The organism is Pseudomonas sp. N-137 (genome assembly GCF_034555295.1).
In the GTDB taxonomy this organism is placed as follows: domain Bacteria; phylum Pseudomonadota; class Gammaproteobacteria; order Pseudomonadales; family Pseudomonadaceae; genus Aquipseudomonas; species Aquipseudomonas rhizophila.
In genome coordinates this window covers 292,707-307,871 of the sequence record NZ_JAXUDQ010000028.1, presented here as the reverse complement: position 1 = coordinate 307,871, position 15,165 = coordinate 292,707, and the positions used below count along the sequence as shown (strand labels likewise).

The following is a 15,165-nucleotide window of genomic DNA, read 5'->3' as shown; positions in this document are numbered from 1 at the left end:
GGAAAGGCCTTGAAAGACCTACTGAATTTGCTGAAAAACCAGGGTCAAGTCGAAGAGTTCGACGCCATCCGTATCGGATTGGCCTCGCCTGAGATGATCCGTTCGTGGTCGTTCGGTGAAGTTAAAAAGCCGGAAACCATCAACTACCGTACGTTCAAACCCGAGCGTGACGGCCTGTTCTGCGCCAAGATCTTTGGCCCGGTAAAGGATTACGAGTGCCTGTGCGGTAAGTACAAGCGCTTGAAGCACCGTGGTGTGATCTGCGAGAAGTGCGGCGTTGAAGTCGCGCTGGCAAAAGTTCGTCGTGAGCGCATGGCGCACATCGAACTGGCCTCGCCGGTTGCCCACATCTGGTTCCTGAAATCGCTGCCGTCCCGTATCGGCTTGCTGATGGACATGACCCTGCGTGATATCGAGCGCGTTCTCTACTTCGAGAGCTATGTCGTTATCGACCCGGGCATGACCACCCTTGAAAAAGGTCAGCTGCTCAACGACGAGCAGTACTTCGAAGCGCTGGAAGAGTTCGGCGACGATTTCGATGCCCGCATGGGTGCCGAAGCTGTCCGTGAACTGCTGCACGCGATCGACCTGGAGCACGAGATTGGCCGTCTGCGTGAAGAAATTCCGCAAACCAACTCCGAAACCAAGATCAAGAAGCTGTCCAAGCGTCTGAAGTTGATGGAAGCCTTCCAGGGTTCCGGCAACCTGCCTGAGTGGATGGTGCTGACCGTTCTGCCGGTTCTGCCGCCAGACCTGCGTCCACTGGTTCCGCTCGATGGCGGTCGTTTCGCGACTTCCGACCTCAACGATTTGTATCGTCGAGTGATCAACCGTAACAACCGCTTGAAGCGCCTGCTCGATTTGTCCGCTCCGGACATCATCGTGCGCAACGAAAAGCGTATGTTGCAGGAAGCTGTCGACGCATTGCTCGACAACGGTCGCCGTGGCCGCGCTATCACCGGTTCCAACAAGCGTCCTCTGAAGTCCCTGGCTGACATGATCAAGGGTAAGCAGGGTCGTTTCCGTCAGAACTTGCTCGGTAAGCGTGTTGACTACTCCGGTCGTTCGGTAATTACCGTAGGCCCGACCCTGCGTCTGCACCAGTGCGGTCTGCCTAAGAAAATGGCTCTGGAGCTGTTCAAGCCGTTCATTTTCGGCAAGCTGGAAATGCGTGGTCTCGCGACCACCATCAAAGCCGCCAAGAAGATGGTCGAGCGCGAGCTGCCAGAGGTTTGGGACGTTCTCGCCGAAGTGATTCGCGAACACCCAGTGCTGCTCAACCGTGCACCGACCCTTCACCGTCTGGGTATCCAGGCGTTTGAACCGGTACTGATCGAAGGTAAAGCCATCCAGCTGCACCCTCTGGTCTGTGCTGCGTACAACGCCGACTTCGACGGCGACCAAATGGCCGTGCACGTACCGCTGACGCTGGAAGCCCAGCTCGAAGCGCGTGCGCTGATGATGTCGACCAACAACATCCTGTCGCCAGCCAACGGTGAGCCAATCATCGTTCCGTCGCAGGACGTTGTATTGGGTCTGTACTACATGACTCGTGAAGCGATCAACGCCAAGGGCGAAGGTCGTGTGTTCGCGGATCTGCAGGAAGTTGACCGTGTGTTCCGTGCCGGCGAAGCCGCACTGCACGCCAAGGTCAAAGTGCGGATCAACGAAACCGTGAACGATCGTGATGGCGGCAGCGTGACCAACACCCGTATCGTCGACACCACCGTCGGCCGTGCGCTGTTGTTCCAGGTTGTGCCAAAAGGTCTGTCCTTCGACGTCGTCAACCTGCCGATGAAGAAAAAGGCGATCTCCAAGCTGATCAACCAGTGCTACCGCGTGGTTGGTCTGAAAGAGACCGTGATCTTCGCTGACCAGTTGATGTACACCGGTTTTGCCTATTCGACCATTTCCGGCGTTTCCATCGGTGTTAACGACTTCGTTATCCCGGACGAAAAAGCCCGCATCATCGGTGCTGCTACCGAGGAAGTGAAAGAGATCGAAAGTCAGTACGCCTCCGGCCTGGTAACCCAGGGCGAGAAGTACAACAAGGTGATCGACCTCTGGTCCAAGGCGAACGACGAAGTGTCCAAGGCGATGATGGCCAACCTCTCGAAAGAGAAGGTCATCGACCGTCATGGCAACGAAGTCGACCAAGAGTCCTTCAACTCGATGTACATGATGGCCGACTCGGGCGCACGGGGTTCTGCTGCGCAGATCCGTCAGCTCGCCGGTATGCGTGGCCTGATGGCCAAGCCGGACGGTTCTATCATCGAGACCCCGATTACCGCGAACTTCCGTGAAGGTTTGAGCGTACTCCAGTACTTCATCTCCACTCACGGTGCTCGTAAGGGTCTTGCGGATACCGCGTTGAAAACGGCGAACTCCGGTTACCTGACTCGTCGTCTGGTAGACGTTGCGCAGGATCTGGTCGTGACCGAGATCGATTGCGGCACCGAACACGGCCTGGTAATGACTCCGCACATTGAAGGCGGTGACGTTGTAGAGCCGCTGGGTGAGCGCGTATTGGGTCGTGTCATCGCCCGTGACGTATTCAAGCCGGGTACCGAGGACGTAATCGTTCCTGCCGGCACCCTGGTTGACGAGAAGTGGGTCGAGTTCATCGAACTCAACAGCATCGACGAAGTGATCGTACGTTCGCCGATCAGCTGCGAAACCCGCTACGGCATCTGCGCCAAGTGCTACGGTCGCGACCTGGCTCGTGGTCACCAGGTGAACATCGGTGAAGCGGTCGGCGTTATCGCTGCCCAGTCCATCGGTGAGCCGGGTACCCAGCTGACGATGCGTACGTTCCACATCGGTGGTGCGGCCAGCCGAACCTCCGCAGCTGACAGCGTTCAGGTGAAGAATGGCGGTACTGTCCGTCTGCACAACCTCAAGCACGTAGAGCGCGTGGACGGTCACCTGGTGGCTGTATCCCGTTCCGGTGAGCTGGCGATCGCTGACGACTTCGGTCGCGAGCGCGAGCGCTACAAGCTGCCGTACGGTGCTGTGATTTCGGTCAAGGAAGGTGACAAGGTCGACGCTGGCGCTATCGTGGCCAAGTGGGATCCGCACACCCACCCGATCGTGACCGAAATGAAAGGTACCGTGACCTACGTGGGCATGGAAGAAGGCATCACGATCAAGCGTCAGACTGACGAATTGACCGGTATGACCAACATTGAAGTACTTGACGCGAAAGATCGTCCAGCTGCTGGCAAGGACATCCGTCCGGCCGTGAAGATGGTCGACGACAACGGCAAGGATCTGTTGCTGCCAGGCACTGACGTAATCGCTCAGTATTTCCTGCCAGCCAACGCCCTGGTCGGTGTTGCGGACGGTGCGCGGATCGCGATCGGTGATGTTATCGCTCGTATCCCGCAGGAAACTTCGAAAACCCGCGACATCACCGGTGGTCTGCCGCGTGTTGCCGACTTGTTCGAAGCCCGTCGTCCGAAAGAAGCCTCGATTCTGGCTGAAGTCAGCGGCACCATCGCGTTCGGTAAAGAGACCAAGGGCAAGCGCCGTCTGGTCATCACGCCGAACGACGGTAGCGATCCGTACGAAGAGCTGATTCCGAAGTGGCGTCACCTGAACGTCTTCGAAGGCGAACAGGTAAACCGCGGCGAAGTTATCTCCGACGGCCCGAGCGATCCACACGACATCCTGCGTCTGCTGGGTGTGAGTGCGCTGGCCAAGTACATCGTGAACGAGATCCAGGACGTTTACCGTCTGCAAGGCGTGAAGATCAACGACAAGCACATCGAGACCATCCTGCGTCAGATGCTGCGTAAAGTTGAGATCGCTGAATCCGGCGATTCGAGTTTCATCAAGGGCGACCAGATGGAGCTGACTCACGTACTGGTGGAAAACGAGCGCCTGGCGACGGAAGACAAGTTCGTCTCCAAGTTCACTCGCGTGCTGCTGGGTATCACCAAGGCGTCGTTGTCCACCGAATCGTTCATCTCGGCGGCTTCCTTCCAGGAAACCACCCGTGTACTGACCGAAGCGGCGGTAACCGGCAAGCGCGATTACCTGCGCGGCCTGAAAGAAAACGTGGTCGTGGGTCGTCTGATCCCGGCTGGTACCGGTTTGGCCTATCACAGCGAGCGCAAGCGTCGTCGTGATGCAGACAAGCCGTTGCGCGTAAGCGCCAGTGAAGTGGAAGCTGCACTGACCGAAGCACTGAACTCGAGCGGTAACTGAGTTCTGCGGTAATTAAGTGCCTGGCCCTGGTCATCCCGTTTGCTGGATCGAGACAAAATGTCGAGATCCGGCGGGCGGGGAGGTCGGGGCCTTGCCTTGACTGGGAACAAGATCCTCTTTAGACTCTTGATCCCCTAAATTTGGCGGGAATTCGTTCCTGCCATTTTGCTTTTCTTGTAAGACAATAGCGTCGCAAGACAACAGTGGAGCTAGTAGATGGCAACTATCAACCAGCTGGTACGTCAGCCGCGTAAGCGTATCGTCGAGAAATCCGACGTGCCTGCGCTGCAGAACTGCCCGCAACGTCGTGGCGTATGCACCCGTGTGTATACCACCACGCCGAAAAAACCTAACTCGGCACTGCGTAAAGTATGCCGTGTGCGTCTGACCAACGGTTTCGAGGTTTCCTCGTACATCGGTGGTGAAGGCCACAACCTGCAAGAGCACAGCGTGGTACTGATCCGCGGCGGTCGTGTAAAAGACTTGCCAGGTGTTCGTTACCACACCGTTCGCGGTTCTTTGGATACTTCCGGCGTTAAAGGTCGTAACCAGGGTCGTTCGAAGTACGGTACCAAGCGTCCGAAGTAATCGGCCGTTTTGCAGTTTTTCATTTTATTGAGTCGATAAGAGTAAGGTCGGGCACGCATTAGCTGTCCCGGGCTAACCTGAAGACCGTTTGAGGGCTTATCAATGCCAAGACGTCGCGTAGCAGCCAAACGTGAGATTCTGGACGATCCGAAATACGGAAGCCAGATTCTCGCCAAGTTCATGAACCACGTAATGGAAAGCGGCAAGAAAGCCGTTGCCGAGCGTATTGTTTATGGCGCACTGGACAAAGTTAAGGAACGCAAGAACAGCGATCCCCTGGAAATCTTCGAGAAAGCTCTCGACGCCATCGCTCCGCTGGTCGAAGTGAAGTCGCGCCGTGTAGGCGGTGCTACTTACCAGGTTCCGGTCGAAGTTCGTCCGTCCCGTCGTAACGCCCTGGCAATGCGCTGGTTGGTAGACTTCGCCCGCAAGCGCGGTGAGAAGTCCATGGCTCTGCGTTTGGCTGGCGAACTGTTGGACGCTGCTGAAGGTAAAGGTGCTGCAGTTAAGAAGCGTGAAGACGTGCACCGTATGGCTGAAGCCAACAAGGCTTTCTCGCACTACCGCTTCTAATTCTAGCGTCACTCAATTTGCGAGGGCTTTATGGCTCGTACTACACCGATTAATCGCTACCGTAACATCGGTATCGTTGCCCACGTGGATGCTGGTAAAACCACCACCACTGAGCGCGTCCTTTTTTACACTGGCAAAAGTCACAAGATGGGCGAGGTGCATGATGGCGCCGCGACCACCGACTGGATGGTGCAGGAGCAGGAGCGTGGTATTACCATTACTTCTGCTGCCATTACCGCCTTCTGGAAGGGTTCCGAGAAGCAGTATCCGCACGAGCATCGCTTCAACGTTATCGATACCCCGGGTCACGTGGACTTCACCATTGAAGTTGAGCGTTCCCTGCGTGTACTCGACGGCGCTGTGGTTGTGTTCTGCGGTACCTCGGGTGTTGAGCCTCAGTCGGAAACCGTATGGCGTCAGGCCAACAAATACGGTGTTCCACGTCTTGTTTACGTAAACAAGATGGACCGTGCTGGTGCCAACTTCCTGCGCGTGATCGGTCAGATCAAGCAGCGTCTGGGTCACACTCCGGTGCCGATCCAGCTGGCTATCGGTTCCGAAGACAACTTCCAGGGTCAGATCGATCTGATCAACATGCAAGCTGTCTACTGGAACGATTCTGACAAGGGTATGGTTCCTGTTCGCAAGGACATCCCGGCAGAGTTGCTGGAAGAAGCCGAGAAGTGGCGCGGCAACATGGTTGAGGCTGCGGCCGAAGCCAACGAAGAGCTGATGAACAAGTACCTTGAGGGTGAAGAGCTCACCAACGAGGAAATCAAGGCCGCTCTGCGTCAGCGTACCATCGCTGGTGAGATCGTTCTGGCTGTTTGCGGTTCTTCCTTCAAGAACAAGGGTGTTCCCCTGGTTCTCGATGCTGTGATCGACTTCCTGCCTGCTCCAACCGACATTCCTGCTATCAAGGGTTCCAACCCTGATAACGAGGAAGAGGAAATGGAGCGTCATGCAAGCGACGACGAGCCTTTCGCGGCCCTGGCGTTCAAGATCGCTACCGACCCATTCGTGGGCACCTTGACCTTCGTTCGGGTTTACTCGGGCGTGTTGAACTCCGGCGACGGCGTGATCAACTCTGTTAAAGGCAAGAAAGAGCGTGTGGGTCGTATGGTGCAAATGCACGCAAACGCCCGCGAAGAGATCAAGGAAGTGCGCGCTGGCGACATCGCGGCCTTGATCGGCATGAAGGACGTCACCACCGGTGAAACCTTGTGCAACGCTGACAAGCCGATCATCCTGGTTCGCATGGACTTCCCGGAGCCGGTTATTTCGGTTGCCGTTGAGCCAAAAACCAAGGATGACCAGGAAAAAATGGGTATCGCTCTGGGCAAGCTTGCTCAGGAAGATCCATCTTTCCGCGTCAAGACTGATGAAGAGACCGGTCAAACGATCATCTCTGGCATGGGCGAGTTGCACCTGGACATCCTGGTTGACCGGATGCGCCGTGAGTTCAACGTCGAAGCCAACATCGGCAAGCCTCAGGTTTCCTATCGTGAGCGCATCACGAAGAACTGTGAAATTGAAGGCAAGTTCGTTCGCCAGTCCGGTGGTCGTGGCCAGTTCGGTCACTGCTGGATTCGTTTTGCGCCGGCTGACGAAGGTCAGGAAGGTCTGCAATTCGTGAACGAAGTCGTAGGTGGTGTGGTTCCTAAGGAATACATCCCGGCGATCCAGAAGGGTATCGAAGAGCAGATGAAGAACGGCGTTGTTGCCGGCTATCCGCTGATCGGCCTGAAGGCGACTGTGTTCGATGGTTCTTACCACGACGTCGACTCCAACGAGATGGCGTTCAAGGTGGCTGCTTCCATGGCGACCAAGCAACTGGCCCAGAAGGGCGGTGGTGAGTTGCTTGAGCCGATCATGGCGGTAGAGGTTGTTACGCCTGAAGACTACATGGGTGATGTCATGGGCGACCTTAACCGTCGTCGTGGCATGATTCTGGGTATGGAAGATACGGTTTCCGGCAAGGTCATTCGTGCCGAGGTTCCGTTGGGTGAAATGTTCGGTTACGCAACCGACGTTCGTTCCATGTCTCAGGGTCGCGCGAGCTACTCTATGGAATTCAAAAAATACAATACAGCTCCGTCGCATATCGTCGAAACTGTTACCAAAAAGCAAGGCTGATTCAGCCCTTTAAGCTAGGAGTTAATTGTCGTGGCTAAAGAAAAATTTGAACGGAACAAACCGCACGTCAACGTTGGCACCATCGGTCACGTCGACCACGGTAAAACCACGCTGACCGCTGCTCTGACCCGTGTCTGCTCCGAAGTTTTCGGTTCGGCCAAGGTTGACTTCGACAAGATCGACAGCGCCCCGGAAGAGAAAGCTCGCGGTATCACCATCAACACCGCTCACGTTGAATACGATTCGGCCGTGCGTCACTACGCACACGTTGACTGCCCAGGTCACGCCGACTACGTAAAAAACATGATCACTGGTGCTGCCCAGATGGACGGCGCGATCCTGGTTTGCTCGGCCGCTGATGGTCCGATGCCACAAACCCGTGAGCACATCCTGCTGTCCCGTCAGGTAGGCGTTCCGTACATCGTTGTCTTCCTGAACAAGGCTGACATGGTTGACGACGCTGAGCTGCTGGAACTGGTTGAGATGGAAGTGCGCGATCTGCTGAGCACTTACGACTTCCCAGGTGATGACACTCCAATCATCATCGGTTCGGCTCTGATGGCTCTGAACGGCCAAGACGACAACGAAATGGGCACCACCGCTGTCAAGAAGCTGGTGGAAACTCTGGACAGCTACATCCCAGAGCCAGAGCGTGCTATCGACAAGCCGTTCCTGATGCCAATCGAAGACGTATTCTCGATCTCCGGTCGCGGTACTGTTGTGACTGGTCGTGTTGAGCGTGGCATCGTCCGCATCCAGGAAGAAGTTGAGATCGTCGGTCTGCGCGATACTCAGAAAACTACCTGCACCGGCGTTGAAATGTTCCGCAAGCTGCTCGACGAAGGTCGTGCTGGCGAGAACTGCGGCGTACTGCTGCGCGGCACCAAGCGTGACGACGTTGAGCGTGGCCAGGTTCTGGTCAAGCCAGGCACCGTCAAGCCGCACACCAAGTTCACTGCAGAAGTTTACGTTCTGAGCAAGGAAGAAGGCGGCCGTCATACTCCGTTCTTCAAAGGCTACCGTCCACAGTTCTACTTCCGTACAACTGACGTGACCGGTAACTGCGAGCTGCCAGAAGGCGTTGAAATGGTAATGCCAGGTGACAACATCCAGATGACTGTCACTCTGATCAAGACCATCGCGATGGAAGACGGTCTGCGTTTCGCTATCCGTGAAGGCGGTCGTACCGTCGGCGCTGGCGTCGTAGCCAAAGTCATCGAGTAAGTCTCTTGTAGAGTCAGCTTGATGAGTTGAAGAGCCCCCGCCTAGCGGGGGCTTTTTTATTGGGTTGACACCTATCAGGGGCGTCTATAGAATTGCGCCTCCTTTTAACGGGCGTATTGCGCTCGGTGGGAATAGCAGCCGGAGTCTGAAATCCAATGCAAAATCAGCAAATCCGTATCAGGTTGAAGGCTTTTGACCATCGCCTGATCGACCAATCCACCCAGGAAATCGTGGAAACCGCGAAACGTACTGGTGCTCAAGTGCGTGGTCCAATTCCACTGCCTACCCGTAAAGAGCGGTTCACCGTTCTGGTCTCCCCGCACGTCAACAAAGACGCGCGTGACCAGTACGAGATCCGTACTCATAAGCGCGTTCTGGACATCGTCCAGCCAACGGATAAAACCGTTGATGCACTTATGAAGCTTGATCTTGCGGCCGGTGTGGAAGTGCAGATCAGCCTCGGCTAAGACTCGGTCTTGGTCGTGTAACGCTCTGAAATGGGCGGCCATAGCGGGTGAAAGCCCCGTACACTCATGAGGTTTACAACATGACTATTGGTGTAGTCGGTCGTAAATGCGGTATGACCCGTATTTTCACCGAAGAAGGTGTCTCCATTCCGGTCACGGTCATTGAGATCGAGCCGAATCGCGTCACCCAGTTCAAAACTGAAGAGACCGATGGCTATCGTGCAGTGCAAGTCACTGTCGGCGAGCGTCGTGCTTCGCGTGTAACAGCTGCTCAAGCTGGCCACTTCGCCAAGGCGAACGTTGCCGCTGGTCGTACCGTAATGGAATTCCGCCTTGAAGAAGGCGAGTACCAGGCCGGCGATCTGATCAACGCTGAAATCTTCGCTGCTGGTCAACTGGTTGATGTAACCGGTCAGTCCAAGGGTAAAGGCTTCCAGGGTACGATCAAGCGTTGGAACTTCCGCGGGCAAGATAACACCCACGGTAACTCCGTATCCCACCGCGTTCCAGGCTCTATCGGCCAGTGCCAGACTCCTGGTCGTGTATTCAAGGGCAAAAAAATGTCCGGTCATATGGGCGCTGAGCGCGTGACCGTGCAGTCCCTCGAAGTAGTGCGCGTGGACGCTGAACGCAATCTGTTGTTGGTCAAGGGCGCTGTTCCTGGCGCTACTGGCGGCAACTTGGTTGTACGTCCAGCAGCCAAGGCTCGCGGTTAAGGGGAAGCTGACATGCAATTAAATGTAAATGACGCTCAAGCGATCGAAGTTTCCGAACTGACATTTGGCGGCGAATTCAACGAGACGCTGGTTCACCAAGCAGTCGTGGCCTACATGGCTGGCGGCCGTCAAGGTAGCAAGCAGCAAAAGACCCGTTCCGACGTTTCTGGTGGCGGTAAGCGCCCATGGCGTCAGAAAGGTACTGGCCGTGCTCGTGCCGGTACTATCCGTAGCCCAATCTGGCGTGGCGGCGGTACCACTTTTGCAGCTCGTCCTCAGGATCACTCCCAGAAGCTGAACAAGAAGATGTATCGCGCAGCAATGCGTTCCATCCTTGCTGAGCTGGTGCGTACTGATCGTCTGGTCGTGGTTCAGGACTTCGCTGTTGAAGCACCGAAAACCAAAGATCTGCTGAACAAGCTGAACGGCATGGGCCTGACTGACGTCCTGATCGTGTCTGACGCTGTTGATCAGAACCTGTACCTGGCTGCTCGCAACCTGCCACACGTTGATGTTCGTGACGTGCAAGGTTCCGATCCGGTCAGTCTGATCGCATACGACAAGGTGTTGATCACCGTGTCGGCCGTGAAGAAATTCGAGGAGCTGCTGGGATGAACCAGGAACGCGTATTTAAAGTTCTGCTTGGCCCGCACGTTTCCGAGAAGGCTACGGTTCTGGCAGACAAGAAAGGCCAGTTCGTTTTCAAGGTTGCTACCGACGCAACCAAGCTGGAAATCAAGAAGGCCGTCGAAAGCCTGTTCAGCGTGAAAGTAGAGCGCGTTACTACCCTGAATGTTCTGGGTAAGAGCAAGCGCACTGCTCGCGGTCTGGGCAAGCGTAATGACTGGAAGAAGGCAGTTATCTCCCTTCAGCCAGGCCAAGATCTCGATTTCAGCAGCAGTGCTGAGTAAGGAAGGGGTGCATCATGGCAATCGTTAAATGCAAACCGACTTCCCCTGGCCGCCGTTTTGTGGTCAAGGTGGTCAACCAGGAGCTGCATAAAGGCGCTCCTCACGCACCGCTGCTCGAGAAAAAATCGAAGTCTGGTGGTCGTAACAACAATGGCCGTATTACCACTCGTCACATCGGTGGTGGTCATAAGCAGCATTATCGTCTGGTCGACTTCCGTCGCAACGACAAGGATGGCATCGCTGCCACCGTCGAGCGTATCGAATACGATCCAAACCGTACTGCTCACATCGCTCTGCTGCTGTACGCAGATGGCGAGCGTCGCTACATCATCGCCCCTAAAGGCGTGAGTGCTGGCGACCAGCTGATCGCAGGTGCTTTGGCACCGATCAAGCCGGGCAACGCTCTGCAGCTGCGTAACATTCCAGTTGGTAGCACCGTACACGGCATCGAATTGAAGCCAGGTAAAGGCGCACAGATCGCTCGTTCCGCTGGTGCTTCGGCTCAGTTGATCGCTCGTGAAGGTGTCTACGTGACCCTGCGTCTGCGTTCTGGTGAGATGCGTAAAGTACTGGCTGAGTGCCGTGCGACCCTGGGCGAAGTCTCGAACTCCGAGCACAGCCTGCGTTCGTTGGGTAAAGCTGGTGCCAAGCGCTGGCGTGGCGTTCGCCCAACCGTTCGTGGTGTTGCCATGAACCCGGTTGACCACCCACATGGTGGTGGTGAAGGTCGTACCTCTGGTGGTCGTCATCCGGTATCGCCATGGGGCTTCCCGACTAAGGGCGCGAAGACTCGTGGTAATAAGCGTACCGACAAAATGATCGTCCGTCGTCGCAAGTAAATAGAGGGATACGACAGTGCCACGTTCTCTGAAAAAAGGTCCTTTTATTGATCTTCACCTACTGAAGAAGATCGAAGTGGCGGCGGAAAAGAACGATCGCAAACCAGTTAAGACCTGGTCGCGTCGTTCGATGATCCTGCCACAAATGGTCGGTCTGACCATCGCAGTACACAACGGTCGCCAACACGTCCCAGTTCTCGTTAACGAAGACATGGTCGGCCACAAACTGGGCGAGTTTGCCGGTACCCGCACATACCGTGGGCACGTGGCTGACAAGAAAGCCAAGCGTTAAGGGGTAAGGAAATGGAAGTAGCCGCTAAGTTGTCGGGCGCTCGAATCTCCGCCCAGAAAGCCCGCTTGGTCGCCGACCAGATCCGCGGGAAGAAGGTGGGCGAAGCGCTCAACCTGTTGGCTTTCAGCAGTAAGAAAGCCGCCGAGATCATGAAGAAAGTGCTGGAGTCGGCCGTAGCCAACGCCGAGCATAACGAAGGCGCAGATGTTGATGACCTGAAGGTCAGCACCGTTTTCGTCAACGAAGGGCGTTCGCTGAAGCGCATCATGCCACGTGCCAAAGGCCGTGCTGATCGCATCGTCAAGCGGTCTTGCCATATCACTGTCAAGGTTGCTGACAAGTAACGGAGTCGAAGAGATGGGTCAGAAAGTACATCCCATTGGCATTCGCCTGGGAATCGTCAAGGAGCACACCTCCGTCTGGTACGCAGACGGTCGGACTTATGCGGACTACTTGTTCGCTGATCTGAAGGTGCGTGAGTATCTCCAAGACAAACTAAAAAGCGCGTCCGTAAGCCGTATCGATATCCATCGTCCGGCGCAGACTGCACGCATCACCATCCACACTGCTCGTCCAGGTATCGTTATCGGGAAGAAAGGTGAAGATGTTGAGAAGCTGCGTCAGGACCTGACCAAGCAAATGGGTGTGCCTGTGCACATCAATATCGAAGAGATCCGCAAGCCGGAGCTCGACGGTATGCTGGTTGCGCAGAGCGTAGCTCAGCAGCTGGAGCGTCGTGTAATGTTCCGTCGCGCTATGAAGCGCGCTGTACAGAACGCAATGCGCATTGGTGCCAAAGGCATCAAAATCCAAGTGAGCGGTCGTCTCGGCGGTGCTGAAATCGCACGTACTGAATGGTATCGCGAAGGTCGTGTGCCACTGCACACCCTGCGTGCCGACATCGACTATGCCAACTACGAAGCTCACACCACCTACGGTGTGATCGGTGTAAAGGTTTGGATCTTCAAAGGCGAAGTAATTGGTGGTCGCCAAGAAGAGCTGAAGCCACAAGCACCAGCGCCTCGTAAAAAAGCTGCTAAGTAAGGGGTACGCCAAATGTTGCAACCAAAGCGTACGAAGTTCCGCAAGCAGATGACCGGTCACAACCGTGGCCTGGCATTGCGCGGTAGCAAAGTCAGCTTCGGCGAGTTCGCGCTGAAGTCTGTTGCTCGTGGTCGTCTCACCGCTCGTCAGATCGAGTCAGCGCGTCGTGCTCTGACCCGTCACGTAAAACGTGGCGGCAAGATCTGGATCCGTGTATTCCCGGACAAGCCTGTCACCAAGAAGCCACTCGAAGTTCGGATGGGTAAAGGTAAGGGTAACGTGGAGTACTGGGTTGCCCAGATTCAGCCAGGCAAAGTCCTGTATGAAATCGAGGGTGTTTCTGAAGAGCTGGCGCGTGAGGCTTTCGCCCTGGCTGCTGCAAAGCTGCCGCTCGCCACCTCCTTTGTTAAACGGACGGTGATGTGATGAAAGCGAATGAACTTCGTGAAAAATCAGCACAGCAGCTGAACGAGCAACTGCTCGGCCTGCTGCGCGACCAGTTCAATCTGCGTATGCAGAAAGCAACTGGCCAGTTGGGGCAGTCTCATCTGCTCTCGCAAGTTAAGCGTGACATCGCTCGCGTGAAAACTGTGCTCAACCAGCAGGCAGGTAAGTAATCATGGCTGAAGCCGAAAAAACTGTCCGTACGCTGACTGGCCGTGTTGTCAGCGACAAGATGGACAAAACCATCACCGTTCTGATCGAGCGTCGCGTTAAGCACCCGATCTACGGTAAATACGTTAAGCGTTCGACTAAGCTGCACGCGCACGACGAAACCAATCAGTGCCACATCGGCGACAAAGTCACTATTCGTGAAACTCGTCCGATGGCCAAGACCAAGTCTTGGGCGCTGGTTGATGTTCTCGAACGCGCTGTGGAAGTCTAAGGGCTAGGGGTCGGAGAAATTATATGATTCAGACTCAATCCATGCTCGATGTGGCCGATAACAGCGGCGCTCGCCGTGTTATGTGCATCAAGGTGCTGGGTGGCTCCCATCGTCGTTACGCTGGTATTGGTGACATCATCAAAGTTACCGTCAAGGAAGCAATTCCTCGCGGTAAGGTGAAAAAAGGCCAAGTGATGACTGCTGTTGTAGTCCGCACTCGCCACGGTGTTCGTCGCGCTGACGGCTCCATCATCCGCTTTGATGGCAACGCTGCTGTTCTGTTGAACAACAAGCAAGAGCCAATCGGCACCCGTATCTTTGGGCCAGTGACCCGTGAGCTTCGTACTGAGAAGTTCATGAAGATCGTCTCGCTCGCCCCAGAAGTGCTGTAAGGAGATCCGACATGCAAAAGATTCGTCGTGACGACGAGATCATCGTGATCGCCGGCAAGGACAAGGGTAAGCGCGGTAAGGTGCTGAAGGTTCTCGCTGACAACCGTCTGGTTGTTGGTGGCTTGAACCTGGTCAAGCGCCATACCAAGCCTAACCCGATGTCGGGCGTACAGGGCGGTATCGTCGAGAAAGAAGCGCCACTGCACGCTTCCAACGTCGCCATTTTCAACGGCGAAACCAACAAGGCTGACCGCGTTGGTTTCAAAGTAGAAGACGGTAAGAAAATTCGTGTCTTCAAGTCGACCCAAAAAGCGGTTGATGCTTGAACACTGCTAGGTAGAAGACCATGGCACGACTAAAAGAGATTTACCGGAAGGAAATCGCACCGAAGCTTAAGGAAGAACTTAAGCTTTCGAACGTGATGGAAGTTCCGCGCGTTACCAAAATCACCCTGAACATGGGTCTGGGCGAAGCGATCGGCGACAAAAAAGTCATCGAGCACGCTGTTGCTGACCTGGAAAAGATCACCGGTCAGAAAGTCGTTGTGACTTACGCTCGGAAATCCATCGCTGGCTTTAAAGTCCGTGAAGGTTGGCCGATCGGCGTCAAAGTGACCCTGCGCCGTGAGCGTATGTACGAGTTCCTGGATCGTCTGCTGTCGATCTCCCTGCCTCGGGTTCGCGACTTCCGCGGCCTGAATGCCAAGTCCTTCGATGGTCGTGGTAACTACAGCATGGGCGTTAAAGAGCAGATCATTTTCCCGGAAATCGATTACGACAAGATCGACGCTCTCCGCGGTCTGGACATTACCCTGACCACCACTGCTCGGACGGATGACGAAGGTCGCGCACTGCTGCGCGCTTTCAAATTCCCGTTCCGCAACTGATT

19 protein-coding genes are annotated in these 15,165 nt (G+C 55.5%); all 19 read left to right on the top strand.

Translation table 11 applies throughout. The annotated features are described in order from the left end of the window. Window positions 1-9: 9 nt before the first annotated feature. Window positions 10-4,209 carry a DNA-directed RNA polymerase subunit beta' gene (rpoC, locus tag T3A99_RS19760; RefSeq protein ID WP_047230482.1) on the top strand — a complete coding sequence of 1,400 codons (4,200 nt, stop codon included), beginning with the start codon at window positions 10-12 and terminating at the stop codon, window positions 4,207-4,209. Window positions 4,210-4,425: 216 nt separating this feature from the next. Then, window positions 4,426-4,797, top strand: a complete 372-nt coding sequence (rpsL, locus tag T3A99_RS19755) for a 30S ribosomal protein S12 (protein ID WP_003186084.1) — start codon at window positions 4,426-4,428, stop codon at window positions 4,795-4,797. A 102-nt stretch (window positions 4,798-4,899) separates the two neighbouring features. After that, entirely contained in the window at window positions 4,900-5,370 is a 471-nt protein-coding gene (gene rpsG / locus T3A99_RS19750; protein WP_003186074.1) for a 30S ribosomal protein S7, read from the top strand. A gap of 30 nt (window positions 5,371-5,400) precedes the next feature. Next, a complete protein-coding gene (gene fusA / locus T3A99_RS19745) occupies window positions 5,401-7,506 on the top strand; it encodes an elongation factor G (protein WP_047230481.1) in 2,106 nt (701 codons plus the stop codon). Between the two features lie 30 nt (window positions 7,507-7,536). Next, entirely contained in the window at window positions 7,537-8,730 is a 1,194-nt protein-coding gene (tuf, locus tag T3A99_RS19740; RefSeq protein ID WP_003186103.1) for an elongation factor Tu, read from the top strand. A gap of 155 nt (window positions 8,731-8,885) precedes the next feature. Continuing rightward, on the top strand, window positions 8,886-9,197 hold the full coding sequence (gene rpsJ, locus T3A99_RS19735; protein ID WP_003186070.1) for a 30S ribosomal protein S10: 312 nt from the start codon (window positions 8,886-8,888) through the stop codon (window positions 9,195-9,197). Between the two features lie 80 nt (window positions 9,198-9,277). Next, window positions 9,278-9,913, top strand: a complete 636-nt coding sequence (gene rplC, locus T3A99_RS19730) for a 50S ribosomal protein L3 (RefSeq protein ID WP_003186059.1) — start codon at window positions 9,278-9,280, stop codon at window positions 9,911-9,913. A 12-nt stretch (window positions 9,914-9,925) separates the two neighbouring features. Further along, window positions 9,926-10,528, top strand: coding sequence for a 50S ribosomal protein L4 (gene rplD / locus T3A99_RS19725; protein ID WP_003186057.1), 603 nt, complete (start codon window positions 9,926-9,928; stop codon window positions 10,526-10,528). Continuing rightward, window positions 10,525-10,824 (top strand): 50S ribosomal protein L23, encoded by a 300-nt coding sequence (gene rplW / locus T3A99_RS19720; RefSeq protein ID WP_002555488.1) that lies wholly within the window; start codon window positions 10,525-10,527, stop codon window positions 10,822-10,824. The genes rplD and rplW overlap by 4 nt, the downstream gene beginning before the upstream one ends. A gap of 14 nt (window positions 10,825-10,838) precedes the next feature. Then, complete coding sequence (gene rplB / locus T3A99_RS19715) at window positions 10,839-11,663, top strand: 50S ribosomal protein L2 (RefSeq protein WP_003186055.1); 825 nt, start codon at window positions 10,839-10,841, stop codon at window positions 11,661-11,663. Window positions 11,664-11,679: 16 nt separating this feature from the next. After that, window positions 11,680-11,955, top strand: a complete 276-nt coding sequence (gene rpsS, locus T3A99_RS19710) for a 30S ribosomal protein S19 (protein WP_002555486.1) — start codon at window positions 11,680-11,682, stop codon at window positions 11,953-11,955. Between the two features lie 11 nt (window positions 11,956-11,966). Continuing rightward, window positions 11,967-12,299 carry a 50S ribosomal protein L22 gene (gene rplV / locus T3A99_RS19705; RefSeq protein WP_003103908.1) on the top strand — a complete coding sequence of 111 codons (333 nt, stop codon included), beginning with the start codon at window positions 11,967-11,969 and terminating at the stop codon, window positions 12,297-12,299. Window positions 12,300-12,312: 13 nt separating this feature from the next. After that, window positions 12,313-12,999 (top strand): 30S ribosomal protein S3, encoded by a 687-nt coding sequence (gene rpsC, locus T3A99_RS19700; protein WP_003176422.1) that lies wholly within the window; start codon window positions 12,313-12,315, stop codon window positions 12,997-12,999. Between the two features lie 12 nt (window positions 13,000-13,011). Further along, the gene (rplP, locus tag T3A99_RS19695; RefSeq protein ID WP_003186052.1) at window positions 13,012-13,425 is read left to right on the top strand and encodes a 50S ribosomal protein L16; all 414 of its coding nucleotides are present in this window, start codon (window positions 13,012-13,014) and stop codon (window positions 13,423-13,425) included. Continuing rightward, window positions 13,425-13,616, top strand: coding sequence for a 50S ribosomal protein L29 (gene rpmC / locus T3A99_RS19690; protein ID WP_002555481.1), 192 nt, complete (start codon window positions 13,425-13,427; stop codon window positions 13,614-13,616). Before rplP ends, rpmC begins: the two co-directional genes overlap by 1 nt. Window positions 13,617-13,618: 2 nt before the next feature. Next, window positions 13,619-13,885, top strand: coding sequence for a 30S ribosomal protein S17 (gene rpsQ / locus T3A99_RS19685; RefSeq protein ID WP_003194644.1), 267 nt, complete (start codon window positions 13,619-13,621; stop codon window positions 13,883-13,885). 23 nt (window positions 13,886-13,908) lie between these two features. Next, window positions 13,909-14,277 (top strand): 50S ribosomal protein L14, encoded by a 369-nt coding sequence (gene rplN, locus T3A99_RS19680; RefSeq protein ID WP_002555479.1) that lies wholly within the window; start codon window positions 13,909-13,911, stop codon window positions 14,275-14,277. Between the two features lie 11 nt (window positions 14,278-14,288). Next, the gene (gene rplX, locus T3A99_RS19675; RefSeq protein ID WP_003186046.1) at window positions 14,289-14,603 is read left to right on the top strand and encodes a 50S ribosomal protein L24; all 315 of its coding nucleotides are present in this window, start codon (window positions 14,289-14,291) and stop codon (window positions 14,601-14,603) included. Between the two features lie 20 nt (window positions 14,604-14,623). Next, entirely contained in the window at window positions 14,624-15,163 is a 540-nt protein-coding gene (gene rplE / locus T3A99_RS19670) for a 50S ribosomal protein L5 (protein WP_003186044.1), read from the top strand. The last annotated feature ends 2 nt before the right edge of the window (window positions 15,164-15,165 follow it).

Coding starts and splice junctions, on each gene's coding strand:
- rpsL (WP_003186084.1), top strand. CDS start 4,426: ATGGCAACTATCAACCAGCTGGTACGTCAGCCGCGTAAGCGTATCGTC.
- rpsG (WP_003186074.1), top strand. CDS start 4,900: ATGCCAAGACGTCGCGTAGCAGCCAAACGTGAGATTCTGGACGATCCG.
- fusA (WP_047230481.1), top strand. CDS start 5,401: ATGGCTCGTACTACACCGATTAATCGCTACCGTAACATCGGTATCGTT.
- rpsJ (WP_003186070.1), top strand. CDS start 8,886: ATGCAAAATCAGCAAATCCGTATCAGGTTGAAGGCTTTTGACCATCGC.
- rplC (WP_003186059.1), top strand. CDS start 9,278: ATGACTATTGGTGTAGTCGGTCGTAAATGCGGTATGACCCGTATTTTC.
- rplD (WP_003186057.1), top strand. CDS start 9,926: ATGCAATTAAATGTAAATGACGCTCAAGCGATCGAAGTTTCCGAACTG.
- rplW (WP_002555488.1), top strand. CDS start 10,525: ATGAACCAGGAACGCGTATTTAAAGTTCTGCTTGGCCCGCACGTTTCC.
- rplB (WP_003186055.1), top strand. CDS start 10,839: ATGGCAATCGTTAAATGCAAACCGACTTCCCCTGGCCGCCGTTTTGTG.
- rplV (WP_003103908.1), top strand. CDS start 11,967: ATGGAAGTAGCCGCTAAGTTGTCGGGCGCTCGAATCTCCGCCCAGAAA.
- rpsC (WP_003176422.1), top strand. CDS start 12,313: ATGGGTCAGAAAGTACATCCCATTGGCATTCGCCTGGGAATCGTCAAG.
- rplP (WP_003186052.1), top strand. CDS start 13,012: ATGTTGCAACCAAAGCGTACGAAGTTCCGCAAGCAGATGACCGGTCAC.
- rpmC (WP_002555481.1), top strand. CDS start 13,425: ATGAAAGCGAATGAACTTCGTGAAAAATCAGCACAGCAGCTGAACGAG.
- rpsQ (WP_003194644.1), top strand. CDS start 13,619: ATGGCTGAAGCCGAAAAAACTGTCCGTACGCTGACTGGCCGTGTTGTC.
- rplN (WP_002555479.1), top strand. CDS start 13,909: ATGATTCAGACTCAATCCATGCTCGATGTGGCCGATAACAGCGGCGCT.
- rplX (WP_003186046.1), top strand. CDS start 14,289: ATGCAAAAGATTCGTCGTGACGACGAGATCATCGTGATCGCCGGCAAG.
- rplE (WP_003186044.1), top strand. CDS start 14,624: ATGGCACGACTAAAAGAGATTTACCGGAAGGAAATCGCACCGAAGCTT.